Genomic DNA, 23,428 nt, shown 5'->3' with positions numbered 1-23,428 from the left:
CGACTGGCTGGACTGGTACAACTACCACCGACCCCACACCGGCATCGGCGGCCAAACCCCAGCCAGCCGCGTCACCAACCTGTCCGATCAGCACATCTAGGCCCTGTCGTCAAATTCCCGCCTGCCCCGCGACGCCATGCACGCACCTGACGCCGCGGTGCCCGCCCTTCGGGCGGACGACGGGAATTTGACGACAGGGCCTAGGGGCGTCCCCACACGGCGAAGCGCCCGACCCCGACTGCACCTCGGGGGCGGGCGCTTCCCTGCCGTATACAGATGTCAGGAGGCCACGCTCCGGTCCTGTCCGCAGCTCACTCTCCGATAAGGGCGTCAACGAACGCCTCCGGCTCGAACGGCGCCAGGTCGTCCGCGCCCTCGCCGAGCCCTACCAGCTTGACCGGGACGCCCAGCTCGCGCTGGACCGCGACGACGATGCCGCCCTTGGCCGTACCGTCCAGCTTGGTGAGGACGATGCCGGTGATGTCGACGACCTCGGCGAAGACCCGGGCCTGGACCAGGCCGTTCTGGCCGGTGGTGGCGTCGAGCACGAGCAGCACCTCGTCCACCGGGGCGTGCTTCTCCACGACCCGCTTGACCTTGCCGAGCTCGTCCATGAGGCCGGTCTTGGTGTGCAGGCGGCCGGCCGTGTCGATGAGCACGACGTTCGCGCCCATCTCCTTGCCCTCCTTGACCGCGTCGAAGGCGACGGAGGCCGGGTCGCCGCCCTCCGGTCCGCGCACGGTGTGGGCGCCGACGCGCTCGCCCCAGGTCTGGAGCTGGTCGGCGGCGGCGGCCCGGAAGGTGTCGGCGGCGCCGAGGACCACGCTCTGGCCGTCGGCCACCAGGACACGGGCGAGCTTGCCGGTGGTGGTGGTCTTACCGGTGCCGTTGACGCCGACGACCAGCACGATGCCCGGCTTGCGGTCCTCCGGCTCGGTCCTGACCGTGCGGTCCATGTCCCGGCCGACCAGCGTGATGAGTTCCTCGCGCAGCAGGGTGCGCAATTCCTCGGGGGTGCGGGTGCCGAGCACCTTCACCCGCTCGCGCAGGCGCTCGACCAGTTCCTGGGTGGGCTGCACGCCGACGTCGGCGGTGAGCAGGGTGTCCTCGATCTCCTCCCAGGTGTCCTCGTCGAGGTGCTCGCGCGACAGCAGCGTCAGCAAGCCCTGGCCGAGAGCGCTCTGCGAGCGGGAGAGCCGGGCCCGCAGCCGGACCAGGCGGCCCGCGGTGGGCTCCGGGATCTCGATCTCGGGAGCCTCGGTGGGCGGCTCCTCGACGACGACCGGAGCCGAGCCGTCCGGGAGATCCACCTCCTCTATCGTGCGCCGCGGTTCCTCCCGCGGCGTCTCGGCCTCGTCGCCGACGTGCGGCTCGGCCGGTGGGGCGGTGATGTCGGGCGCTGCGGGCGGGGGCGGGGGCAGCTGCTTCTTGCGCCGGCTGCCGACGATGAGCCCGCCGAGCGCGCCGAGCACGACCACGGCGATGACTACAGCAAGGATGACGATGTCCATAACCCGTCCAGTATCAGCCATGGGGCCCCGGGTCACCCTGCTTGTTCCGTCCTCCCGGGACAAGGGCCGCCGGATCTCCACACCCCTGGATGTCTGACGCCCCGTCAGCTAACGTCCTCCGGACACCTGCCCGGTGAAGGGAGACGCCCCATGCCCGTCTCGGTCGTACGCTTCAACCTCGTCGCTCCCGGGGCCGCCCCCGCCGAGCTCGGCGCCCGTTACCGGGCGGCCCTGGAGATGGCTTCGTACGCCGACGACCGGGGCGTGACCACCGTGCAGACGGAGGAGCACCACGGGGCCGACAACAACTGGCTGCCGTCGCCGTTCGCCTTCGCGGGGGCCGTCTTCGGCGCGACCCGGCGTGTCGCGGTCACCGTCTCGGCTGTCATCGGCCCGCTGCACGACCCGCTGCGGCTCGCCGAGGAGATCGCCGTGCTGGACCTGCTGAGCGGAGGCCGGCTGGTGACCGTCGCCGGGATCGGGTACCGGCCCGAGGAGTACGACCTGTTCGGCGTGGACTTCGCCCGGCGCGGGCGGCTCCAGGACGAGCTGCTGGAGACGCTGCTCGCGGCCTGGACGGGCGAGCCCTTCTCCTACCGAGGCCGCACGGTCCGCATCACCCCGCGCCCGTACACCGACCCGCACCCGCTGCTCCTGGTCGGCGGCTCCTCCAAGGCCGCCGCCCGCCGGGCCGCCCGACTCGGCCTGCCCTTCTTCCCCAGCGCGCACCTTCCGGAACTGGAGGCGCACTACAAGGAGCGGCTCGTCGAGTACGGCACCGAGGGCTGGGTGATGATGCCCGCCGCCGAGACACCGCTGCTGCATGTGGCCGAGGATCCGGACCGGGCCTGGACGGAGTACGGGGAGCACTTCCTGCACGAGGCGCGGACGTACGCCTCCTGGCAGTCGGGCGGCGTGCGCTCGGCGGTGAAGTCGGCGGCGACGACGGTCGGGGACCTGCGCGCGGAGGGCGTGTACCGGATCCTCACGCCGGAGCAGTGTGTGGGGCTGAGGCTGGACTCCTACGTCCTGCATCCGCTGGCGGGCGGGATGCCGGTGGAGGAGGGGTGGCGGAGTCTGCATCTGTTCTGCGAGCAGGTGCTGCCGGGCCTGGGGAGCTGACGCTCACGGATCTCCGGTGGCCCGCCGTTGCCCTCGGTGATCCACTGACTCGAGATCGAGGCGGCTGCGGAACCTGGAGGTGGCCGCCCTGCACACCCGGGCGATCGGGGGCGGCGGCGTCTGGCGACACAAGAGACCGCCGCCCCGGCTCGGGCAGTGGCCGAACCGGGGCGACGGCGGGTTACGGGGAGAGGGGCAGCGGGGACTTTGGCCCTCCTCCCCGAGTGTGCGGGACGGGCTCAGCCCATCTCCTCCAGGGCCTTGCCCTTCGTCTCCTTGACGAACTTCAGGACGAACGGGATGGAGAGCACGGCGAACGCCGTGTAGATCACGTAGGTCACGGAGAGGTTCCAGTCGGCCAGCGACGGGAAGCTCGCGGTGATGGCCCAGTTGGCGATCCACTGCGCGGCGGCGGCCACACCCAGGGCGGCGGCACGGATCCGGTTGGGGAACATCTCGCCGAGCATGACCCAGACGACCACGCCCCAGGACAGGGCGAAGAAGAGGACGAAGACGTGCGCGGCGATCAGGGCGATCCAGCCCTGCGTGGCGGGCAGCTTGCCGTCGACCAGGTGGTGCGAGAACGCCCAGGCCTCCAGCGCCAGGCCGACGACCATGCCGACCGAGCCGATGATCGCGAGCGGCCTGCGGCCGATGCGGTCGACGAAGATCATCGCGATGACGGTGCCGACGATGTTGATGATCGACGTGGTGAAGGAGTAGAAGAACGAGTCCGTCGGGTCGACGCCGACCGACTGCCACAGCGTCGAGGAGTAGTAGAACGCGACGTTGATGCCGACGAACTGCTGGAAGACCGACAGGCCGATGCCGATCCAGACGATCGGCTTGAAGAAGAAGCTGCCGCCGAGCAGGTCCTTGAAGCTGGCCTTGTGCTCGCTCTTCATGGCGCCCTCGATCTCGGCGACACGGGCGTCCAGGTCGACGTCCTTGCCCTCGACCTCGGTGAGGATCTCCCGGGCGCGCTCGTGCTTGCCGACGGAGATGAGGAAGCGCGGGGACTCGGGGATGACGAAGGAGAGCAACCCGTAGAGGACGGCCGGGATGACCATGACGCCGAGCATGACCTGCCAGGCCTCCAGGCCCATCAGCTTGCCGCGCTGGTCGCCGTCGGCGGCGTTCAGCACACCCCAGTTGACCAGCTGCGACACGGCGATGCCGATGACGATCGCGGCCTGCTGGAAGGAGCCGAGCCGGCCGCGGTAGGCGGGCGGGGCGACCTCGGCGATGTAGGCCGGGCCGATCACCGAGGCCATGCCGATGGCGAAGCCGCCGACGACGCGCCAGAAGGCGAGGTCGTACAGCGCGAAGGGAAGTGCCGAGCCGACGGCGCTGATCGTGAAGAGGATCGCGGCGATCTGCATGCACCGGATGCGGCCGATGCGGTCGGCTATGCGGCCGGCGGTCGCGGCACCGATGGCGCAGCCGATGAGGGCGATGGCGATGACCTGGGCGAGGGCTGCGGAGCCGATGTCGTAGCGGTCCCGGATGGCCTCGACGGCGCCGTTGATCACGGAACTGTCGTAGCCGAAGAGGAAACCACCCATCGCGGCCGCCGCCGCGATGAAGATGACATGCCCGAGATGCTCGGGATGAGCCGCCCTGGCTCCTGACTTGGGTGCCTGCGCTGTGCTGGTCACGTGTACTCCTCGGGCCACCGGCAACGCTGCCGGAGCGAATCAGCCTTCGAGGTGCCACCTGAAGGTACCTGAAGGTAAAAGGAACGTTGCCGAGACTATGCCTTCAAGTTTCGAAGTCAATAGATCAGTAGCTGTGAATCTGAGGCAGGAGTGTGCCCGTAATGTGTTCAAGTATTGAAGGCACCGAGGGTTGCAGGTGAGACCGGTGTAGACCGCATCCATCTAGCGGAGGCGCTGGCTGATGACCTTCGACACACCGTCGCCCTGCATGGAGACGCCGTAGAGCGCGTCGGCGACCTCCATGGTGCGCTTCTGGTGAGTGATCACGATCAGCTGGGAGGCTTCCTGGAGCTCCTGCATGATCCGGATGAGCCGCTGGAGGTTGGTGTCGTCGAGGGCGGCCTCGACCTCGTCCATGACGTAGAACGGGCTGGGCCGCGCCTTGAAGATCGACACGAGCAGCGCCACAGCGGTCAGCGACCTCTCCCCGCCGGAGAGCAGCGACAGCCGCTTGACCTTCTTGCCCGGCGGCCGGGCCTCGACGTCCACGCCGGTGGTGAGCATGTTGTCGGGGTCGGTCAGGATCAGCCGCCCCTCACCACCCGGGAACAGCCGACTGAAGACGCCCTCGAACTCCCGGGCCGTGTCCCGGTAGGCCTCGGTGAAGACCTGCTCGACGCGCTCGTCGACCTCCTTCACCACCTGCAGGAGATCGGCCCGCGTCTTCTTCAGGTCCTCGAGCTGCTCGCTGAGGAACTGGTGGCGCTCCTCCAGCGCCGCGAACTCCTCCAGGGCGAGCGGGTTCACCTTGCCGAGCTGCTGGTAGGCGCGCTCGGCGGCCTTCAGGCGCTTCTCCTGCTCGGCCCGGACGAACGGCCTGGGCCGGTTGCGCGGATGCTCCGGATCCTCCGGCAGCTCCTCGCCCTCGGCGGGGGGCGAGGGCGGCACGAGCTGATGCGGTCCGTACTCCGCCACCAGCCCCGCCGGTTCGACACCCAGCTCCTCCAGCGCCTTGGTCTCCAGCTGCTCGATCCGCAGCCGCTTCTCGGCGCCGAGTACCTCGCCGCGGTGGACCGAATCCGTCAACTTGTCGAGCTCGGCCTTGAGATCGCGTCCCTCGGTACGGGCGCGGGCGAGTTCCTGTTCGCGACGGGCCTTGGCGGCCTCGGCGGCGGTGCGCTCCTCGTCGGCGCGGGCGAGGGAGACCTCGACGTGCGCGAGCAGCTGGCGGGCGCCCGAGCCGACGGCCTCGGCGACGGCCGCCTCGTGCCGCAGCCGGGCCCGTCGCTGTTCGGCACGCGCGCGTGCCTCGCGTTCCGCGCGGGCGGCCCGGTCCAGGGAGTCGGCCCGTCCGGCCAGGCCCTTGACCCGTTCTTCGTGTGTACGGACCTGGAGGCGAGCCTCCATCTCGGTCTGGCGCGCATTGGCGCCGTCGGCGGCGAGCCGGTCCCGTACGGAGGTGTCGGGCTCCTCCTCGATCGGCATCTCCTCGGCGACGGCGAGCCGCTCGGCGAGTTCCTCGACCTCCGCGAGTGCCTTGTCGAGGGCCTCCTGTGCCCGGGCCGCGGCGGCGGTGGACCGCTCGGCCTCCCCCGCGGCTCCCCGTGCCTGCCCGGCGAGCCGGCCGAGCTGCTGGGCGACGGCCGACTTCTCCCGGTCGGCGGCCCGGCGCCGCTCCCCCAGCTCCTCGACCAGCGCGGCGCACTCCTTGCGCCGCTCCCCGGCCGCGTGCTGGGCCTCGGTCAGCTCCTCGCAGCGGACGGCCAGCTCTTCCAGCTCGGCGGCTGCCTCGTCGACGGAGGCCTGCACCTCCAGGAGGCTGGGCGCGCCCGCGGAGCCGCCGTGGGCGAAGTGGGCGCCGAGGAGGTCGCCTTCGGCCGTCACCGCCGTGAGGTCGGGGTGGGCGTGGACGAGGTCTTCGGCGTCCTCGAGGGTGCCGACGATGACGATGTTGTGCAGGAGGCGGCGTACGGCCGGCATGAGGTCGCAGGGGCCGCGGACCAGGTCGGCGGCGTAGGTGTGTCGTGCGTCTGCGGGTTCGTTGGGGCTGGTCGCGCAGTCCCCCGCGCCCCCAGGGCGAGGATCCCCCGCCAGGAGCAGGGTTGCCCGGCCTCCGTCCTGTTTGCGCAGGAGTCTGATCGCGTCTGCTGCCGAAGACGGGCTCGTCACCGCGATCGCGTCCGCCGCCGCTCCGAAGGCAGCCGCGAGGGCGACTTCGTAGCCCGGGGTCACCGTCAGGAGTTCCGCCGCCGGGCCGAGGATGCCGGAGAGACGGTCCTTCGCCGCGAGCAGTATCCCGGTGCCGTCCTTGCGGCGGAGGCCGAGCGCCAGTGCCTCGTGACGGGCCTGGGTCGCGGCGCGCTTGCGTTCCGCCGCCGTGACCGCCTCGCGGGCTGCCGTGAGTGCGGCCTCGGCCTCGGCGAGCTGCTGCTTCGCCGCCTCGTGCTGCCCGGCGAGTTCGGCGTCGCCGGCGTCGAGGCCGTCGACCTCCGCCTTGAGGGCCTCGTACTCCTCCTGGGCGGCGACGGCACGTTCCTGCGCCTCGTCGCGGGCGGCGGCCAGGCGTTCGATCTCGGCCTGGGCGGAGGCGGCGCGGGAGCGGGCCGCGTTGACCTGGCCGCTGAGCCGGGCCAGGCCCTCGCGCCGGTCGGCGATGGCGCGGGCGGCGTCCTTCAGGCGCCGCTCCTCCTGGGCCAGTTCGCGCTCCAGCTCGGCGCGGTGGGCGACCGTGTCCTCCAGGGCGCGTTCGGCCGCCTCAAGGGCCGCTTCCAGCTCGGCCTCCTGCTCGCGGATGCGGGCGGCCTCGCGCTCCATGTCCTCCGGGTCGCGGCCGCGCCGTTCCTCGGGGGGCGCGGAGGTGGCGCTCTTCACGCGGGCGTCGGCCAGCGAGATCGTGCCGCGCACCCGCTCGGCGAGCTGGGAGAGCTCGTACCAGGTCTGCTGGGCGCGCTGGAGGCGCGGCGTGAGCTGCCGTACCTCGTCCTCCAGAAGCGCCTCGCGCTGGAGCGCCTTGCGCAGCTCCTGCTCGGCGGCCTCCTTGCGCTGCTTCAGCGCGGCCTCGTCGGCGACCTCGGCCTTGAGGGCTTCCCGGAGCCGTACGAGGTCGTCGGCCAGCAGGCGCAGCCGGGCATCGCGCAGATCGGCCTGGATGACGGCGGCCCGGCGCGCGACGGCGGCCTGGCGGCCCAGCGGCTTGAGCTGCCGTCTGAGTTCGTCGGTGAGGTCCTGCACGCGCGCGAGGTTGGCCTGCATCGCGTCCAGCTTGCGCAGCGCCTTCTCCTTGCGCTTGCGGTGCTTGAGGACGCCGGCGGCCTCCTCGATGAAGGCGCGGCGGCCCATGGGGTCGGCGTGCAGGACGGAGTCGAGCTGGCCCTGTCCGACGATGACGTGCATCTCGCGGCCGATGCCGGAGTCGGAGAGCAGTTCCTGGATGTCGAGGAGGCGGCAGGTGTCGCCGTTGATCTGGTACTCGCTGCCGCCGTTGCGGAACATGATCCGCGTGATGGTGACCTCGGCGTACTCGATGGGCAGGGCCCCGTCGGAGTTGTCGATGGTCAGGGACACCTCGGCGCGGCCCAGCGGCGGGCGGCCGGTGGTGCCGGCGAAGATGACGTCCTCCATCTTGCCGCCGCGCAGCGACTTGGCGCCCTGCTCACCCATGACCCAGCTGAGCGCGTCGACGACGTTGGACTTGCCCGAGCCGTTCGGTCCGACGACGCACGTGATCCCCGGCTCGAACCGGAGTGTGGTCGCCGAGGCGAACGACTTGAACCCGCGGAGGGTCAGGGCCTTGAGGTGCACGCCGCTGGACTCTACCGCTCGGGTTCGTCTCACTCCATGAACCCACGGTTTCGCCGCTGAACGCGCAGGGCACACCAGACGTTAAAGACAGTGAAAGGATGCGCGGGGGCAAGAAAGAAGGGACGCCAGCGGCGTCCCTTGTACTTCTGACAACTCAGCGGTTGTGACGGGCGGCCCAACCACTGCGGTGCTGTTGTGGAGCGGTGCAGTGATCAGGTGAGCGCAGGCTCCGCCTGGTGTGCGTCAACGCTCTCCATGATCCTGTCGTGAGAAGCGGCAGCCGTCAGCGCTTCGTTCTCCGCCTGGATCCGTACAAGCTCGGATTCCAGGTCCTGGACGCGCTGCTGGAGCCGTCGCATCTCGGCGAGGAGTCGAGGGTCGGAGCCGCCGACGTAACCGAGAAGCGCCTTTGCCATGATGGATGGTCCTCCACAATGAGTGACCGACCGATGCGGTGTGGGTCGTGAGGGATTCCGCACCCGCAGTCTTGGCAGGGCCTGGAGTTGTGCTGCCGTTCAGCCATGCCAAACAGCTAAGGTGCGCGGGGTGCTTTCAGCGTCTCACCAAAAAGTTTGACGGTCAACACGATCACGCCCCGTATTGGCGGGCGACCCGGTCGCGCACGGCCTGGAACGGCGGTGCTGCGGCTTCTGCGGGGCCCTCGGGGCGTGGCGATCATCCTTGCGTGTGCGGCCTGCCAAGGCAAGTGATTCTTGGCAATCACCAGCAAGTTTCCGTCCGAGGCGGCCGTCGGCGACCGGTCCGCGGGCGGCGCCGGGGGCCGCCCGGCAGGGTGGGATCAGCGGATGGCGAAGCCCTCGTAGCCGCCGCGCGGTGTGTCCCAGATCTCGGTGACGCCGTCCACGCGCCCGGGCGTGTCGTCACTGCGGAGCCACTCCAGCAGACCTTCACAGCCCTCTCGCGCGCCCTCCGCGACCACTTGGACGCGTCCGTCGCCCAAATTGAGAGCAAAACCACTCAGGCCGCCGATCTCCAGGGCCTTGGCCCGCGTGAACCAGCGGAAACCCACACCTTGGACGCGTCCACGCACCCAGGCGACCAGTCGCACATCCTCACTCATGACTGCAACCTAACCGCCCGATCTTTCTCCGGGCACTTCCTCCACTTGCGCCATGCGGTACCGTCCCCACCCAACGAATCTCATATGAAACTCACACGATCGAGTGAGTTTGGTGTTGATCTCGAGGACGAGTCGACCGCCAGGACGAGGAAGGCCAGGACATGGGACGCCACCGACGCTCCGCCGCCGGCCGCGCCACCACGGGGCTCACGCAGGCCGACGGCTCCGTGACAGGCCACGACCCGCTGCACTCCCCCGCGGGAGACGGCCCGACGATGGGCACCGCGCCCTACCTGAACCCCGAGCCGTACGCCGACACCTACGCCAAGAGCGAGGCTTACCTGTTCGGTGCGGAGGCGTCCGCGGCGGGTGACCGCTTCGAGGACACAGCCGTCTTCGCGAGCGACGGCTTCACCCCCGACGGCGGCGCCCGGCGCGCGGGCTCGCACCGCCGCCGGAAGAAGGCCGCGAGGCCGATGCGCACCGGGCTGCTCGGCGTGTCCGCGGCGGTCGCCCTCGGCACGGTCGCGGTCGCCACGGGCGCAGTGCCCGGCCTCGAGAACTACAAGCTCGGTGGTGGTAACGGCGGCACCGACAAGGTGCAGGCCGGGGACACGCCGACGAACAGCCCGACCGAGCAGGGCGGCACCACCGGCAGCGCCGACGGCCGGGACGGGGCGCCCGCGAGCCGGGGCGCCGAGCGCTCCCTCTCGCCCTCGCCGTCCACCTCGAAGTCGTCGGCCGCGCCGACCAAGACGCCGGCGAAGCCGGAGAAGACGCAGGAGAAGACCCCGGAGAAGAAGAAGCCGACGGTCACCACTCCCAGCGAGAAGCCGGACAACACTCCCTCCCGTACGGCCACGAAGGCGCCGCAGAAGCCCAGCGCGCCCGCCGCCCTCTCCGAGGAGTCCTCCGCCGCGGCCCAGGTGCTCAAGCTGGTGAACGAGGAACGGGCGAAGGTGGGATGCAGCGCGGTCGCCGCGAACAGCGCGCTGACCGGGCTGGCGCAGAACTACAGCGAGGACATGGCCGCGCGGGGCTTCTTCGACCACACCAACCCGGACGGCCAGACGCCGTGGGACCGGGCCGAGAAGGCCGGGATATCCAACCTCGGCGGGGAGAACATAGCCCGCGGCCAGGCCGATGCCGCGGCCGTGATGGATGCCTGGATGAACAGCCCCGGCCACCGCGCCAACATCCTGAACTGCGACTTCAAGACGCTCGGCGTCGGCGTCGAGTTCGGGTCGGGCGGCCCGTGGTGGACCCAGAACTTCGGGTACTGAGCCGCTCCCGCGTGACGCTAACCAACAGTTAGCGCAACCTGTTGGTTAGCGCTGCGCTGGCGTAGGCTGGGCATATGACCACCACCCAGGAGCTCACGGCGGGGCTGGACGACCTCCCGTACAACGTGTTCGCCAAGGCCTGCCCCTCGCGCGGCACGCTGGAGCACGTCACGGGCCGCTGGGGCGCACTGACGCTGGGCGCCCTGCACGAGGGTTCGCTCCGCTTCAACGAGCTGCGTCGCCGCGTCGACGGCGTCAGCGAGAAGATGCTCTCCCAGACGCTGCACGCGCTGGAGCGCGACGGCCTGGTGCACCGCGAGGCCCAGCCGACCAACCCGCCCCGCGTGGACTACGAACTGACGCCGCTGGGACGCGGCGTGGCCGAGCGGCTGCTCGCCTTGATTCCACTTCGTGGAGGGCAGCATGGACGAGGTGCTGGCCGCGCGCGAGCGGTACGACTCCGCTAGGGCGTGATCCGCGGCGGCCGCTGGCACTTGGGGCAGTAGTAGCTCGACCGGTTCATCCAGGGCCGCCGGCGTATCGGGGTGCCGCAGCGCCGGCAGGGCAGGCCCTCACGGCCGTACGCGTCGAGGGACCGGTCGAAGTAGCCGGACTCGCCGTTGACGTTAACGTACAGGCTGTCGAAGCTGGTGCCGCCCACCGCGAGGGCCGCGTTCATCACGTCCCGCACATGGCCCAGGAGCAGCAGGGTGCGCGGGCGGGTGAAGGTCGCGGTCGGGCGCTCGTAGTGGATGCGGGCGCGCCACAGGGCCTCGTCCGCGTAGATGTTGCCGACGCCGCTGATCAGCGACTGGTCGAGCAGGGCCCGCTTGATCGTGGACCGCTTGCGGCGCAGCGCCCGGTGGAAGGCCTCGTCGTCGAAGAGCGGGTCGAGCGGGTCGCGGGCGATGTGCGCGATGACGTCGGGCAGGCCGTCGGGGGTGTTGTCGTGCAGCGACAGCCCGCCGAAGGTGCGCTGGTCGACGAAGCGGAGTTCGGTGTCCAGGGCGTCGCTGAAGCGGACGCGGATGCGCAGGTGTTTCTCGTCCGGGGCCGTGTGCGGCTGGACCAGCAGCTGGCCGCTCATGCCGAGGTGGGCCAGGATCGACTGGTCCGTGTCCTCCAGGGGCAGCCACAGGTACTTGCCGCGGCGGCTCGGTATGCCGATGCGGTGGCCCTTGAGGCGGTGCGCGAAGTCGTCGGCGCCCGCGAGGTGGCGGCGCACCGCGCGCGGATGCAGCACCTCGGCCTCGGCGACGCTCCGGTGAGCGACCCACCGCTGAAGTCCGCGCCGTACGACCTCGACCTCGGGCAACTCGGGCATGGGGTACCCCCGTCACGAACCTGTGGATGACCGAGCGCCCGCCCCCGGGCAGGGGCGGGCGCTCGGGTGCGCTGTGCTGTGCCGGCCGCCGGTGAGGGCGGCCGGCTCGTCAGCCGTCGACGCTGCTGCCGTCGACGGCCGTATGGGCGGCCTGAGCCGCCGCCGTCTGCGTCGCCTCGGCGGCCTTCGCCGCCTTGGCGCGCTCGTCCGCCGCGGCCCGGATGGACCGCCACGCGGACTCGGCGGCCTGCTGCTCCGCTTCCTTCTTGCTGCGGCCGGTGCCGGTGCCGTACGAGACGCCTCCGACGCGGGCGGCAGCAGTGAAGGTCTTCTCGTGGTCGGGGCCGGTCTCCGTGACCAGGTACTCGGGCACGCCGAGCCCTTCGGTCGCGGTGAGCTCCTGGAGGCTGGTCTTCCAGTCCAGGCCGGCTCCGAGGCTCGAGGATTTCTCGATCAGGGGGTCGAACAGGCGGTGCACCAGCTCCGCCGCCGAGTCCAGGCCCTGGTCGAGATAGACGGCGCCGATCACCGCTTCGAGGGTGTCGGCGAGGATGGACGCCTTGTCCCGGCCGCCCGTGCCCTCTTCACCGCGGCCGAGCCGGATGAAGGAGCCCAGGTCGAGTCCGCGCCCCACTTCCGCGAGCGCACGCGAGTTCACCACCGCGGCCCGCAGTTTGGCCAGCTGGCCTTCGGGCAGGTCGGGGTGGGTGCGGTACAGCGTGTCCGTGACGACCAGGCCGAGCACGGAGTCCCCGAGGAACTCCAGGCGCTCGTTGGTCGGCAGACCGCCGTTCTCGTATGCGTACGACCGGTGGGTCAGTGCTCGCACCAGAAGGGCGGACTCGACCTTGTAGCCGAGCCGCCCTTCCAGAAGCGTGTGGGACGAGGCCTGGTTGTCCGCCGTTGCGCTCCCGCTCACGCGGGGAGACTTGTTCTTAGGCGTGGACACAGTGCCTCTCACCAGCCGCTCAGACCTCGAGGACCTGGCGCTTGTTGTAAGTGCCGCACGAGGGGCACGCGATGTGCTGCAGCTTGGGCTCGTGGCAGCGCTCGCACGCAACCAGGGTGGGGACCGCAGCCTTCCACTGCGACCGGCGGTGGCGCGTGTTGCTGCGCGACATCTTCCGCTTCGGAACAGCCACGGCTACTTCTCCTGCTTCTCGTCGACGCCAGGTTCGGCGCCGCTCATCTCGTCCTTCTCGCCGTCCTTCATGGTGCCGGCGAGTCCCTGCAATGCCGCCCAACGGATGTCGACGGCGTCGTGGTGGTGGTCCGGGTCGTCCGCCAGCCGTGCGCCGCACTCGGCACACAGACCAGGGCAGTCTTCCTGGCACACCGGCTGCATCGGCAGTGCGAGCACCACCGCATCACGCAGCACGGGCTCGAGGTCGAACAGGCCGTCCTCGAGGAAGAGCCTGTCCTCGTCGTCCTCGGCGTCGTCGCCCGGCTCCGCGATCACGCGGCCCCGGTCGTCGGCGTCAGGGTACGAGAACATCTCCTGGAAGTCCGCTTCGACGTCGAGCTGAAGCGGCTCCAGACACCTTACGCACTCCCCCTCGGCAGCGGCACGGGCGGTGCCTGTGACGAGCACCCCTTCCATGACCGACTCCAGGCGGAGTTCGAGCTCCACCGGGGCGCCTTCCGGCACTCCGATGACTTCCTTGATACCGAAGTCCTTGGGAGCGTCGACCGTGCGGGTCAGGCGCTGTAGCGCACCGGGCCGCCGGCCCAGCTCGTGTGTGTCGAACACGAGGGGGTTGCGGTGGTCGAGGCGGGCGTTCAGGGCCATTCCTGCTTTCGATCTGCCGAGCTGGGGGAGACGCCGCCCTTCGGTGCTCCCGGGCAGCGTTGATCGCGGACGTACGCGCGACCGAAGAGCCAGGATACTGGACCTTTGCCTGTCGGCCCAATCCGGTGCTCAGCCGTTGCCCCGCCCCTGCTCGTAGGCCCGCAGCTGCTCGGCGCTGATCACGCCGGTGTCGAAGAGGCTGGTCTCGTCCAGGGCGTATCCCTGCTGGCTCTGGTGGCTCTGTTCGCCCTGGTGTCCGTGCTGGGGCTGCTGGGCCTGGTTCGGGTCGTACGCGGCCTGCTGGGGGTCGTAGCCCTGGTAGGCGTAGGGATCGGCCTGCTGGTAGCCGTACGGGTCCTGCTGGGCGGCGTACGCCTGCTGCGGGTAGCCGCCGTAGGGGTCGGGCTGCTGCTGGATGGGGGCACCTCCCGCCGGAGCGTAGGAGGTGGGGGAGTAGGCCGGCTGCGGCTGGCCGTAGTCCTGCTGCTGGGCGGGCTGCTCGGCCGGGGGCTTCTGCTCCGCCAGGTCGGCGAGGTAGTCGGCGTCGCTGGAGTGCTGGATGGTGCTGGTGTTGTCGGCGAGGGCGCCGAGGTCGTCGGTGGCGATCCGGCCGTGCAGCTTCTGCCGGCCGCGGCCGACGGCCTCCAGGGTCTTGGCGAGGACCGCCTCGAAGGCGCCGAGCTTGACGTCGACGTACTCGTCGGCGCTACGGCGCTGGGTCTGCGGGTCGTGGCTGCGCTCGGGGGCGTCCTCGTCCTCGTAACCCTGCTCGTCGGTGCCGGGGCCGGTGCCGAGGAGCTTCTCGCGGCCGCGGCCGACGGAGCCGAGGGTCTTGGTGAGGACGACCTCGAAGTTGGCGAGCTTGGAGTCGACGTAGTCGTCGGCCTCGGCGCGGATCTCCTCGGCCTCCTTGCGGGCCTCGGCGAGGATCCGGTCGGCCTCGGCCTGGGAGCGGCGGGCGACCTCGGTGTCGGAGATCAGTGAGCCGCGCTCGGCGTGCGCGCTCTGGATGATCCGCTCGGCCTCCTGGCGGGCCTGCTCGACCATCTGCTCGCGGTCGCCGATCAGCTCCTGGGCCTGGGCGAGGGAGCCGGGCAGCGCCGCGCGCACCTCTTCCAGCATGGAGAGCAGCTCGGCGCGGTTGACCACGCACGAGGCCGACATGGGCATGGACCGGGCGCCGGAGACCGCGGTCACGATCTCGTCGAGCTTCTTCTGCACGTCCACCGTGTGCTCGCCACTCTCTACAGATGCGTTGGAGACGGACGGGACGACTGTACGGCCATGGGGTCCCCGGGGGACACCGGGTGACGGGGTGTCAGGGTCCCCTGGGGCGCCCGGGGCGCGTTCAGTCCTTCCGCAGGCGCTCGCCGAGGGCCTGGAGGACCTCCTCGGGAACCAGGTGGGAGACGTCGCCGCCCCAGGTCGCGACCTCCTTGACCAGGGAGGACGACAGGAAGCTGTAGGTGGGGTTGGTGGGGATGAAGAGGGTCTCCACGCCCGAGAGGCCGTTGTTCATCTGGGCCATCTGGAGCTCGTAGTCGAAGTCGCTGACCGCGCGCAGGCCCTTGACGATGGCGGGGATGTCGCGCTGCTTGCAGAAGTCGACGAGCAGGCCGTGGAAGGCCTCGACGCGGACGTTGCCGTACGCGGCGGTGACCCGGCGGATCAGGTCGATCCGCTCGTCGATCTCGAACAGGCCCTTCTTCGACTGGTTGATCATCACCGCGACGTAGACCTCGTCGTACAGCCTGGAGGCGCGGGAGATGATGTCGAGGTGTCCGTTGGTGATCGGGTCGAACGACCCGGGACATACGGCGCGGCGCACTTGTGATCCCTCGCTCTCCGGTCCGGTCATCGTGCGTCTTCGCACGTAGAGGCGGCGCGACCGTACCAAAACGTTCCCTCGCCGTAGCGACGGGCCCGGAGGGCTTCGAAACCCTCGGGCCACCGGAATTGACCGCCTCTGGTGCTCCGCTCCACGGTGACGAGGGCTTCTTCCGCGAGCCAGCCTTCCGAGCGGAGTGTGAGGAGGATCTCCCGGAGATCGTCGTCCGTGACGGCGTACGGCGGGTCGAGGAAGACGAGGTCGTACGGGTCGCCGGGGGGTGTCGTGCGGATGATCTGTTCCGCTTTGCCTGATCTGACCTCGGCGCCGGGGAGTCCGAGGGACTTCACGTTGTCGCGGACCGTGCGGGTCGCTCGCGCGTCGGCTTCGACGAGGAGGGCGTGGCCTGCGCCTCGGGAGAGGGCCTCCAGGCCCACGGCTCCTGATCCCGCGTAGAGGTCCAGGACTCGTTCGCCTTCCAGGGGGCCGCCGAGAAGGGATTGCCAGGTGGAGAAGAGACCTTCGCGTGCGCGGTCGGAGGTGGGGCGGGTGCCGGTGCCCGGAGGTACTGCCAGGCGACGTCCGCCGGCTGTGCCGGCGATCACGCGGGTCATCTGATGGTCCTTGGTTGTGGGCGGCTTCAGATTCATTGTGGCTGGTCGCGCCCGCGCGGCGGTAGCCGCATATGGACTACGGCCCCGCTCCCCTGAGTCAGCTTCACTCATCCCTTTTCCAGGTACTGCTCCCTCTCTTCGTCCAAGAGGGCGTCCAATGCCGTCCGCAGGGCCGGGAGGTGGGTCAGCTCAGGGTCCTTCGCCACGACAGCGACCGCCTCCTGCCTGGCCTCCGCGATGATCTCCTCGTCCTCGATGACCGCGAGCATCCGCAGGCTGGTGCGGGCGCCCGACTGGGCCTGGCCGAGGACGTCGCCCTCGCGGCGTTGTTCGAGGTCGATACGGGAGAGCTCGAAGCCGTCGAGGGTGGCGGCGACGGCGTTCAGGCGCTGGCGGGCCGCGCTCGCCTCGGGCATCTCGCTGACCAGGAGGCACAGGCCCGGGGCCGAGCCACGGCCGACGCGGCCGCGCAGCTGGTGGAGCTGGGAGACGCCGAAGCGGTCGGCGTCCATGATCACCATCACCGTGGCGTTGGGGACGTTGACGCCGACCTCGATGACCGTGGTGGCGACCAGGACGTCCGTCTCCCCGGCGGCGAAGCGGCGCATGACCGCGTCCTTGTCGTCGGGGTGCATACGGCCGTGCAGCACCTCGACGCGGAGGCCCTTCAGGGGGCCCTTGGAGAGCTGTTCGGCGACGTCGAGGACGGCGAGGGGCGGGCGCTTGTCGGCGGCGTCCTCCGGGGACTCGGAGGACTTCTTCCTGGCGGACTTCCTGGGGTCGTCCTCCTCGTCGCCGATGCGGGGGCAGACCACGTACGCCTGATGGCCGTTGCCCACTTCCTCGCGGACCCGTTCCCAGGCGCGGGACAGGAAGTGGGGCTTGTCGGCGGCCGGGACGACATGGCTGGAGATCGGCGAGCGGCCGGCCGGGAGCTGGTCGAGGACGGAGGTCTCCAGGTCGCCGAAGACCGTCATGGCGACCGTGCGCGGAATCGGCGTGGCCGTCATGACCAGGAGGTGTGGGGGCTGTTTGCCCTTGCCGCGCAGGGCGTCGCGCTGCTCGACGCCGAAGCGGTGCTGTTCGTCGACCACGACCAGGCCCAGGTCGTGGAACTGCACCTTGTCCTCGATCAGCGCATGCGTGCCGATGACGATGCCGGCCTCGCCGGTGGTGAGGTCGAGCAGGGCCTGACGGCGGGCGGCCGCGCCCATGGAACCGGTGAGCAGCACCACCTTGGTGGCCTGCTCGGCCCCGCCCAGCATGCCTCCCTCGGCCAGCTCGCCCATCATCTCGACGATCGACCTGTGGTGCTGCTGCGCGAGCACCTCGGTGGGCGCGAGCATGGCCGCCTGGCCGCCGGCGTCGACCACGGCGAGCATGGCGCGCAGGGCCACCATCGTCTTCCCGCTGCCGACCTCTCCCTGGAGCAGCCGGTGCATCGGATGCTCGGTCGCCAGGTCGCCGAAGATCTCCTTGGAGACCCGCTGCTGGCCGTCGGTGAGGGTGAAGGGGAGGCGGGCGTCGAAGGCCGTGAGGAGGCCGTCGGGGCTGGGTTTTCGGGGGACCGCCGGGAGCTGGGCGTCCGCGTGGCGGCGGCGGGCCAGGGCGACCTGGAGGACGAAGGCCTCGTCCCATTTGAGGCGGGCGCGGGCGTCCTCGATGTCCGCCTTGGTGTGGGGGCGGTGGATCTTCAGGAGGGCCTCGGGGAGAGGGACCAGGCCGCGGCCCTGGCGCAGGGAGTCCGGCAGCGGGTCGACGGCCTCCTGGGCGGTGGGCAGGACCGTCTGGATCGCTTTGCCGATCTTCCAGGACTCCAGCTTGGCGGTGGCCGGGTAGATCGGGATCAGGGCGCCGGCCCACGTCTCGACGGACTCGCCGGGGTCTTCGGCGTCACCGCGCAGCAACTCGTAGGCCGGATGGGCGAGTTGGAGGCGGCGGTTGAAGACGGAGACCTTGCCCGCGAACATCGCGCGCGTGCCCGGCAGGAGCTCCTTGTGGGGCTTGTGAACGCCGTTGCCGAAGAAGACCAGTTGGAGGCGGCCGCTGCCGTCCGTGATCGTGACCTCCAGGCGCTGGCCCTTGCCGCGCGGGGCCTTGGCGGAGGCGAAGGTGTGCAGGCGGGCGTCGGCGACCTGGGCGACCACCGTGACGTGCTCGTCCATGGGGAGGTCGGCGAGGTGTGTGAGCTGGCCGCGCTCCTCGTATCTGCGCGGGAAGTGGTGGAGGAGGTCGCCGACGGTGAGCAGGCCGAGGTGCTCGGCCATCACCTTCGCGGTGGCGGGGCCGAGCACCGACTTCAGTGGTTGTCGCAGCGGTTCGTGAAGTGCGGGCACGAGATCCATTGCACACCACACCACTGACAATGCCGTAGAGGCCGCGGCGCACGTCGCCGTATACGTCCCGGAAAGCCCTGGTCAGGCGGCTGGTTCGGGCCTTAGGATGACGCGCTCCCGGCCCTCCTTCGCGGTCACCGCCTCACCGGGACCGCCCGACCCCGCGCCGTCGCGAGTCCCCCACCGGCGCCGTGATGATGGACTCCCAGAGCTCACAGGCATCCCAGGCACCCCGTCCACCCCGTTCACCTCACACCTTCCAGGTCGACCTGCGTGGTCTGGTGGACCTGCTCTCCCACCACCTCTACTCCAGTCCCAAGGTGTATCTGCGCGAGCTGTTGCAGAACGCCGTGGACGCCATCACCGCCAGACGCGCGGCGGAACCCGACGCTCCGGCCCTGGTGCGGTTGTCCGCGGAGGGCGGCGCCCTGCGCGTCGAGGACACCGGTATCGGGCTCACCGAGGCGGACGTGCACGACCTGCTCGCCACGATCGGGCGCAGTTCCAAGCGCGCCGATGGCCTTCAGGAGGCGCGTTCCGACTTCCTCGGGCAGTTCGGCATCGGCCTGCTGGCCTGTTTCGTCGTCGCCGAGCGGATCCGGGTGGTCAGCCGCAGCGCCGCTGCGCCCGGGACGCCGCCCGTGGAGTGGACGGCGTCCGACGACGGTTCGTACACCGTGCGGACGCTGCCGGACGCCGAGCGCCCCGAACCGGGCACCACGGTGCATCTGGTGGCGCGGGCCGGAGCCGCTCAGTGGCTCACGCCCGAGCGGGTCAGCGCGCTGGCGCGGGACTTCGGGTCGCTGCTGCCGTACGACGTCCGGGTGGGCGACGAGCCGGTCACCGACCTCCCGGCGCCCTGGGACCGGTCGTATCCGAGCCCGGCCGCCCGCCGTGTCGCCCTCGCCCGGCACTGCCACGAGCTGTTCGGCTTCACCCCGCTGGACACGATCGACCTGGCGGTGCCGCTGGCCGGCATCCGCGGGGTGGCGTACGTGCTGCCGTCGGCGGTCAGCCCGGCGCAGCGCGCGGGGCACCGCGTGCATCTCAAGGGCATGTTGCTGACCGAGCGGGCCGAACAGCTGCTGCCCGACTGGGCGTTCTTCGTGCGCTGTGTCCTGGACACGGACAGTCTGCGGCCGACGGCATCGCGCGAGGCGCTGTACGAGGACGAGACGCTGGCCGCCGTACGGGAGGCGCTGGGCGAGCGGATCCGGGCCTGGCTGACCGGTCTGGCCGCCGGTGATCCGGAGCGGCTGGCCGCGTTCCTGTCGGTGCACCACCTGGGCGTGAAGTCCCTGGCCCGGCACGACCGGGAGATGCTGCGCACGATGCTGCCGTGGCTGCCCTTCGAGACGACCGACGGGCGGCTGTCCCTGGAGGAGTTCGCGCAGCGGCACCCGGTGGTGCACTTCACGCGGACCGTCGAGGAGTACCGGCAGGTCGCGCCGATCGCGTCCGCGCAGGGCATCGGCGTGATCAACGGCGGCTACACGTACGACAGCGAGCTGGTTCAGGCGCTGCCGTCGGTGCGGCCGGGCACCGTGGTCGCCGAGTTGGACGCCGACACGGTGACCGCGCATCTGGATGCGGTCGACCCGGCCGAGGAGCTGGCCCTGTCCGGCTTCCTGGCGGCGGCGCGGGCGCGGCTCGACCCGCTGGGCTGCGATGTGGTGCTGAGGGCCTTCCACCCGCTCTCCCTGCCCGCGCTGCACCTCGACGACCGGGACGCCCGGCACGAACAGGCCCGCGCCGACGCCGAGGCGCAGGCCGACGACCTGTGGGCGGGCATCCTCGGCTCCCTGCGCGGCGGCGCCCCGCGCGCGCGTCTGGTGCTCAACCACCTCAACCCGCTGGTCCGGCGGATCAGCTCGCTGCACGACCCGGAGCTGATCGGCACCGCCACGGAGTCGCTGTACGGGCAGGCGCTGCTGATGGCGCAGCGGCCGCTCAGGCCCGCCGACTCGGCGCTGCTCAACCGCGCGTTCCTCGGCCTCCTGGAGTGGGCCACGCACAGCGAGGACGGTCAGGCATGAGCGAGATCACGGACTTCGACGCCCTGCGCCGGGCGATGGCGGAGAACTCCGAGCAGCCGGAGGGTCCGGCCCGCAACGCGCGCGCCGAGGAACTGCTGGCCGCCGCCGAGAAGCTGAACATCCCGCTCGCCGTGATCGAGGCGCTCGGACACCAGCTGAAGGTCTACAACTACAGCTCCGAGAAGGCCAGGATGTTCGTCCCCTTCGCGCGCCTGCTGCGCATGTGGGACGAACGGCCCGAGGACTTCGACGAGTACGAGACCCACACGCTGCACTGGGTCTTCAAGTGGGTGTCGTCCGGCATGCTCGACCAGCCGCACATCCCGCTCGCGTCGATCGAGAAGTGGCTCGGCGAGATGGAGCACCGCTACCGGCTCGCCGGACACTCGGAACGGGCCGTGCGCAGCGCCGAGCACAGCGTGGCCGCGCACGTGGGGGACCTGGGGCGGGCCGAGCGGGCGTACGCCGCGTGGCTGGCCGCCGACCGGGACAGCATGGCCGACTGCCACGCCTGCGAACTGCACGGGCAGGGCTGGTGGCATGCGGAGCGGGGCCGGGACGCGGAGGCGCTGGAGCTGTGGCGGCCGGTGCTGGAGGGCGAGTACGCCTGCGCCCACGAGCCGCACGCGGCCCTCGCCTCCTCCCTGATGCCGCTGCTGCGGCTGGGCCGCCTGGACGAGGCACGCGCGAACCACCTGCGGGGCTTGCGGCTGGTGCGGGCCATGGAGAGCATGCGCGGCGCCTACGCGGAGCACGTGGAGTTCTGCGCGCTGACCGGCAACGAGGCGCGCGGTCTGGAGCTGCTCGCGGAGCGGCCGGCGTACTTCACCGACGACGGGCAGCCGCAGAGCAGGCTGGAGTTCATGAGCGTGGTGGCCCTGCTCATGGACCGCCTGACCGGGCTGGGGCTGGGTGACCGGCAGGTGCCCGGTCCGGCCGGCCGCGAGTGGACCGCCGGGGAACTGGCCACGCACGCGCGTGCGGAGGCCCTCGCCCTGGCGGCCCGCTTCGATGAGCGCAACTACACGACGTACGTCAGCGAGCGGGCACGCGCGCGTATGGAGCAGCGCCCGCTGGTGGAGCGGCTGCCGCTGGGGGTGCGGTCGGTACGGCCGGTGCCGCCGCCCGCTCCCCCGGTGGTCACGGCCGCGGCCACCGGGCAGCCGGATCTGCCCTCCCTGCTGGCCGAGGCACGGCGGCTGTCGGACAACCTGCGGCCGGGCGCCGTGGAGGCGTGGGCGGCGGTCGCCGAAGCCGCGCAGGGCGTGGCCGGCGTGGATCTGGACCCGCGCGACCGGGCCGAGATCGCCGACCACGAGGCGATGGGCCTCGGCCCGGAGGGCGCCGCGCTCTTCGAGCGCGCCGCGGAGCTGTACGCGGCGGCGGGCGACCCCGGAGAGGCCCTGGCGGCACGCGCGCGTGCGGCGTACGTACGCGCTCTCGGGGGTGACGTGGACGCGGCGCTCGCGGCCGTGTCCGGCCCCTACGACGAGATCCTCGCGCTGTACGCCGCCGGCGACACCGGGATACGGCAGACGGCGTCCGTCCTGATGGGCCGGGCCCGGATCCTGCTGCGCCGGGCGCACGAGGCCGGGGGCCCGGGGGCCGGGGAGGGTCTCGCAGAGGGTGCCGCCGGGCCGAACACGGTTCTCGGCGAAACCACGGGTTCTGGGCCGGAAGCGGCCCTCACCGAGGCCGGAGCCGCTGTCCGGGAGGTGCTCGCGCTCGTGGGCGGGCGGGACGGGGAGGACGTACGGCTGGCCGCGCGGGGCGCCGAGGCGCAGGCGATGCTCGCCGAGCTGGCCGGACTGCGCGGGGACCTGAAGTCGGCCGCGGGGCTGTTCGCGCGGGGCGCGGCGGCGTTCGTCGCGGCGGGGCTGCCGTGGTTCGCGGTGGAGTACGAGGCCCGGCTGGCCTCCCTGGCCCACCACCTCGGCGACATGGCGGAGGCGGAACGGGCGCTGCGGGCGGCCCTGGAGCACGGCGGGGCCCAACTGGAGTCGACCGGACGGGCCCAGCTGCACCTCCAGCTCGCCGAGTTGGTCGGCGACCGGGGCGATGCCGTGGAGGCCGCCCAGCACGCCCTGGAGGCCTCGCACCGGGCCGACGAGGCGGGCGAGGGCGCGACGCTGGGCGCCTGGGCCCGCCAGCAACTCGGCGGGTTCCTGCTGCGGCAGGGACGGTGGGCCGAGGCCGCCGAGATCCTGGAGTCGGCGCTGCCCGACCTGACCGCCGAGACACACGGCGACGGGGCGATCGTGCAGACGCAGTGGTGGCTCGGCGATTGCCTGAGCGAACTCGGCGAGCACCGCGCTGCCGCCGAACGGCGTCTCCAGGCCGCCGAGATCGCCCGGCACTGGCCCGAACAGCACGACCACGCGACCCTCGCCCACCTGGCCGGGGAGTCCCTCGGACAGGCCGGGCTGGCCGACGAGGCGGACCGGGCCTACGCGCGTGCGGGCGACCTGTGGCGCGAACTCGGCAACGTCCACGGGCTGATCCGCTCCCTGCGCGCCCGCGCCTGGCTGGCGTTGCGCGCGCAGGAGGGAGTCGAGGAGGCACGCGCCCTGATGGCGGAGGCGGTCCGGGAGTGCGAGGCGGCACGGGACACGGCGGCCGACGCCGAGTCCCGGCAGCAGCTCGTCGCCGAACTCGGGCACACCCACCGGCAGTTCGGCGATCTGCTGGCCCGGTCCGTCGCCGACGGCGCCGACGACGCCTCGGCCCGGGCCGTGTTCGAGGAGGCCCTGTCCCAAGTGCTGTTGTCGGCCGAGGTGTTCGCCTCCCTCGGGGACACCGCCCTGCACAGCCGCACCGGCGCCGAGCTCGCGGCGGGCTGGCTGGAGGCGGACCTGGGCCGCCCGGCCGACGCGGCAGCACGCGCGCGTGCGGTGCTGGCGACGTACGACGGCTACGACGGCTACGACGGCTTCGGCGGTACCGAGACCGACGACGGGGACGCCGACGGCGAGGCGGTGCGGGCCCGGCGGGCGGAGGCGGAGCAGATACTCCGACTCGTGGAGTAGGAGCAGCCGGACCGAACGG

At 71.4% G+C, this 23,428-nt stretch carries 18 protein-coding genes and 1 pseudogene; 6 read left to right on the top strand and 13 right to left on the bottom strand.

The window, feature by feature from the left end; all coding sequences use genetic code 11:
• Positions 1-100: integrase core domain-containing protein (locus ACIBNA_RS19985; RefSeq protein ID WP_399166496.1), on the top strand; the 100-nt coding region annotated here is incomplete at its 5' end.
• A 211-nt stretch (positions 101-311) separates the two neighbouring features.
• Here ACIBNA_RS19985 and ftsY read toward each other — a convergent pair.
• Positions 312-1,511 (bottom strand): signal recognition particle-docking protein FtsY, encoded by a 1,200-nt coding sequence (gene ftsY, locus ACIBNA_RS19980; protein WP_274820016.1) that lies wholly within the window; start codon positions 1,509-1,511, stop codon positions 312-314.
• A gap of 150 nt (positions 1,512-1,661) precedes the next feature.
• On the opposite strand from ftsY, the gene ACIBNA_RS19975 reads away from it, so the two are divergent.
• The gene (locus tag ACIBNA_RS19975; RefSeq protein ID WP_399166487.1) at positions 1,662-2,633 is read left to right on the top strand and encodes an LLM class flavin-dependent oxidoreductase; all 972 of its coding nucleotides are present in this window, start codon (positions 1,662-1,664) and stop codon (positions 2,631-2,633) included.
• Between the two features lie 239 nt (positions 2,634-2,872).
• Here the strand turns inward: ACIBNA_RS19975 and ACIBNA_RS19970 are convergent, their stop codons facing one another.
• The 4 genes from ACIBNA_RS19970 to ACIBNA_RS19955 all read right to left on the bottom strand — a co-directional run bounded on the left by ACIBNA_RS19970 (position 2,873) and on the right by ACIBNA_RS19955 (position 9,173).
• A complete protein-coding gene (locus ACIBNA_RS19970; protein WP_399166486.1) occupies positions 2,873-4,291 on the bottom strand; it encodes a sugar porter family MFS transporter in 1,419 nt (472 codons plus the stop codon).
• 222 nt (positions 4,292-4,513) lie between these two features.
• Positions 4,514-8,092: a chromosome segregation protein SMC gene (smc, locus tag ACIBNA_RS19965; protein WP_399166485.1), complete on the bottom strand. Its 3,579-nt coding sequence runs from the start codon at positions 8,090-8,092 to the stop codon at positions 4,514-4,516.
• 212 nt (positions 8,093-8,304) lie between these two features.
• Entirely contained in the window at positions 8,305-8,508 is a 204-nt protein-coding gene (locus ACIBNA_RS19960) for a hypothetical protein (protein ID WP_003993245.1), read from the bottom strand.
• A 383-nt stretch (positions 8,509-8,891) separates the two neighbouring features.
• Entirely contained in the window at positions 8,892-9,173 is a 282-nt protein-coding gene (locus tag ACIBNA_RS19955) for an acylphosphatase (protein WP_059421923.1), read from the bottom strand.
• 161 nt (positions 9,174-9,334) lie between these two features.
• Between ACIBNA_RS19955 and ACIBNA_RS19950 the strand changes: the two genes are divergently transcribed.
• The gene (locus ACIBNA_RS19950; protein WP_399166484.1) at positions 9,335-10,456 is read left to right on the top strand and encodes a CAP domain-containing protein; all 1,122 of its coding nucleotides are present in this window, start codon (positions 9,335-9,337) and stop codon (positions 10,454-10,456) included.
• 74 nt (positions 10,457-10,530) lie between these two features.
• Positions 10,531-10,930, top strand: a pseudogene (locus tag ACIBNA_RS19945) (winged helix-turn-helix transcriptional regulator).
• Here the strand turns inward: ACIBNA_RS19945 and mutM are convergent.
• The 8 genes from mutM to recG all read right to left on the bottom strand — a co-directional run bounded on the left by mutM (position 10,920) and on the right by recG (position 18,356).
• Entirely contained in the window at positions 10,920-11,780 is an 861-nt protein-coding gene (gene mutM, locus ACIBNA_RS19940; protein ID WP_399166483.1) for a bifunctional DNA-formamidopyrimidine glycosylase/DNA-(apurinic or apyrimidinic site) lyase, read from the bottom strand. The pseudogene ACIBNA_RS19945 and the gene mutM overlap by 11 nt on opposite strands.
• 109 nt (positions 11,781-11,889) lie before the next feature.
• Positions 11,890-12,729 (bottom strand): ribonuclease III, encoded by an 840-nt coding sequence (gene rnc / locus ACIBNA_RS19935; protein WP_399166482.1) that lies wholly within the window; start codon positions 12,727-12,729, stop codon positions 11,890-11,892.
• Between the two features lie 19 nt (positions 12,730-12,748).
• Positions 12,749-12,922 (bottom strand): 50S ribosomal protein L32, encoded by a 174-nt coding sequence (gene rpmF, locus ACIBNA_RS19930; protein ID WP_007493396.1) that lies wholly within the window; start codon positions 12,920-12,922, stop codon positions 12,749-12,751.
• 2 nt (positions 12,923-12,924) lie between these two features.
• Positions 12,925-13,569 (bottom strand): DUF177 domain-containing protein, encoded by a 645-nt coding sequence (locus ACIBNA_RS19925; protein WP_274819995.1) that lies wholly within the window; start codon positions 13,567-13,569, stop codon positions 12,925-12,927.
• A 129-nt stretch (positions 13,570-13,698) separates the two neighbouring features.
• The gene (locus tag ACIBNA_RS19920; protein ID WP_399166481.1) at positions 13,699-14,796 is read right to left on the bottom strand and encodes a cell division initiation protein; all 1,098 of its coding nucleotides are present in this window, start codon (positions 14,794-14,796) and stop codon (positions 13,699-13,701) included.
• Positions 14,797-14,917: 121 nt separating this feature from the next.
• Positions 14,918-15,397 (bottom strand): pantetheine-phosphate adenylyltransferase, encoded by a 480-nt coding sequence (gene coaD, locus ACIBNA_RS19915; protein WP_399166495.1) that lies wholly within the window; start codon positions 15,395-15,397, stop codon positions 14,918-14,920.
• A gap of 26 nt (positions 15,398-15,423) precedes the next feature.
• Positions 15,424-16,047, bottom strand: coding sequence for a 16S rRNA (guanine(966)-N(2))-methyltransferase RsmD (gene rsmD / locus ACIBNA_RS19910; RefSeq protein ID WP_399166480.1), 624 nt, complete (start codon positions 16,045-16,047; stop codon positions 15,424-15,426).
• Between the two features lie 71 nt (positions 16,048-16,118).
• Positions 16,119-18,356, bottom strand: a complete 2,238-nt coding sequence (recG, locus tag ACIBNA_RS19905; RefSeq protein ID WP_399166479.1) for an ATP-dependent DNA helicase RecG — start codon at positions 18,354-18,356, stop codon at positions 16,119-16,121.
• Between the two features lie 188 nt (positions 18,357-18,544).
• Here recG and ACIBNA_RS19900 point away from each other — a divergent pair, with 188 nt between their 5' ends.
• Positions 18,545-20,383: an HSP90 family protein gene (locus tag ACIBNA_RS19900; protein WP_399166494.1), complete on the top strand. Its 1,839-nt coding sequence runs from the start codon at positions 18,545-18,547 to the stop codon at positions 20,381-20,383.
• Positions 20,380-23,409 (top strand): tetratricopeptide repeat protein, encoded by a 3,030-nt coding sequence (locus ACIBNA_RS19895; protein WP_399166478.1) that lies wholly within the window; start codon positions 20,380-20,382, stop codon positions 23,407-23,409. Before ACIBNA_RS19900 ends, ACIBNA_RS19895 begins: the two co-directional genes overlap by 4 nt.
• Positions 23,410-23,428: the final 19 nt, after the last annotated feature.

The organism is Streptomyces sp. NPDC050164, assembly GCF_044459945.1.
Taxonomy (GTDB): Bacteria; Actinomycetota; Actinomycetes; order Streptomycetales; family Streptomycetaceae; genus Streptomyces; species Streptomyces coeruleorubidus_A.
Note: the sequence above shows the minus strand (reverse complement) of the source record. Positions and strands in the feature narration are given on the sequence as shown.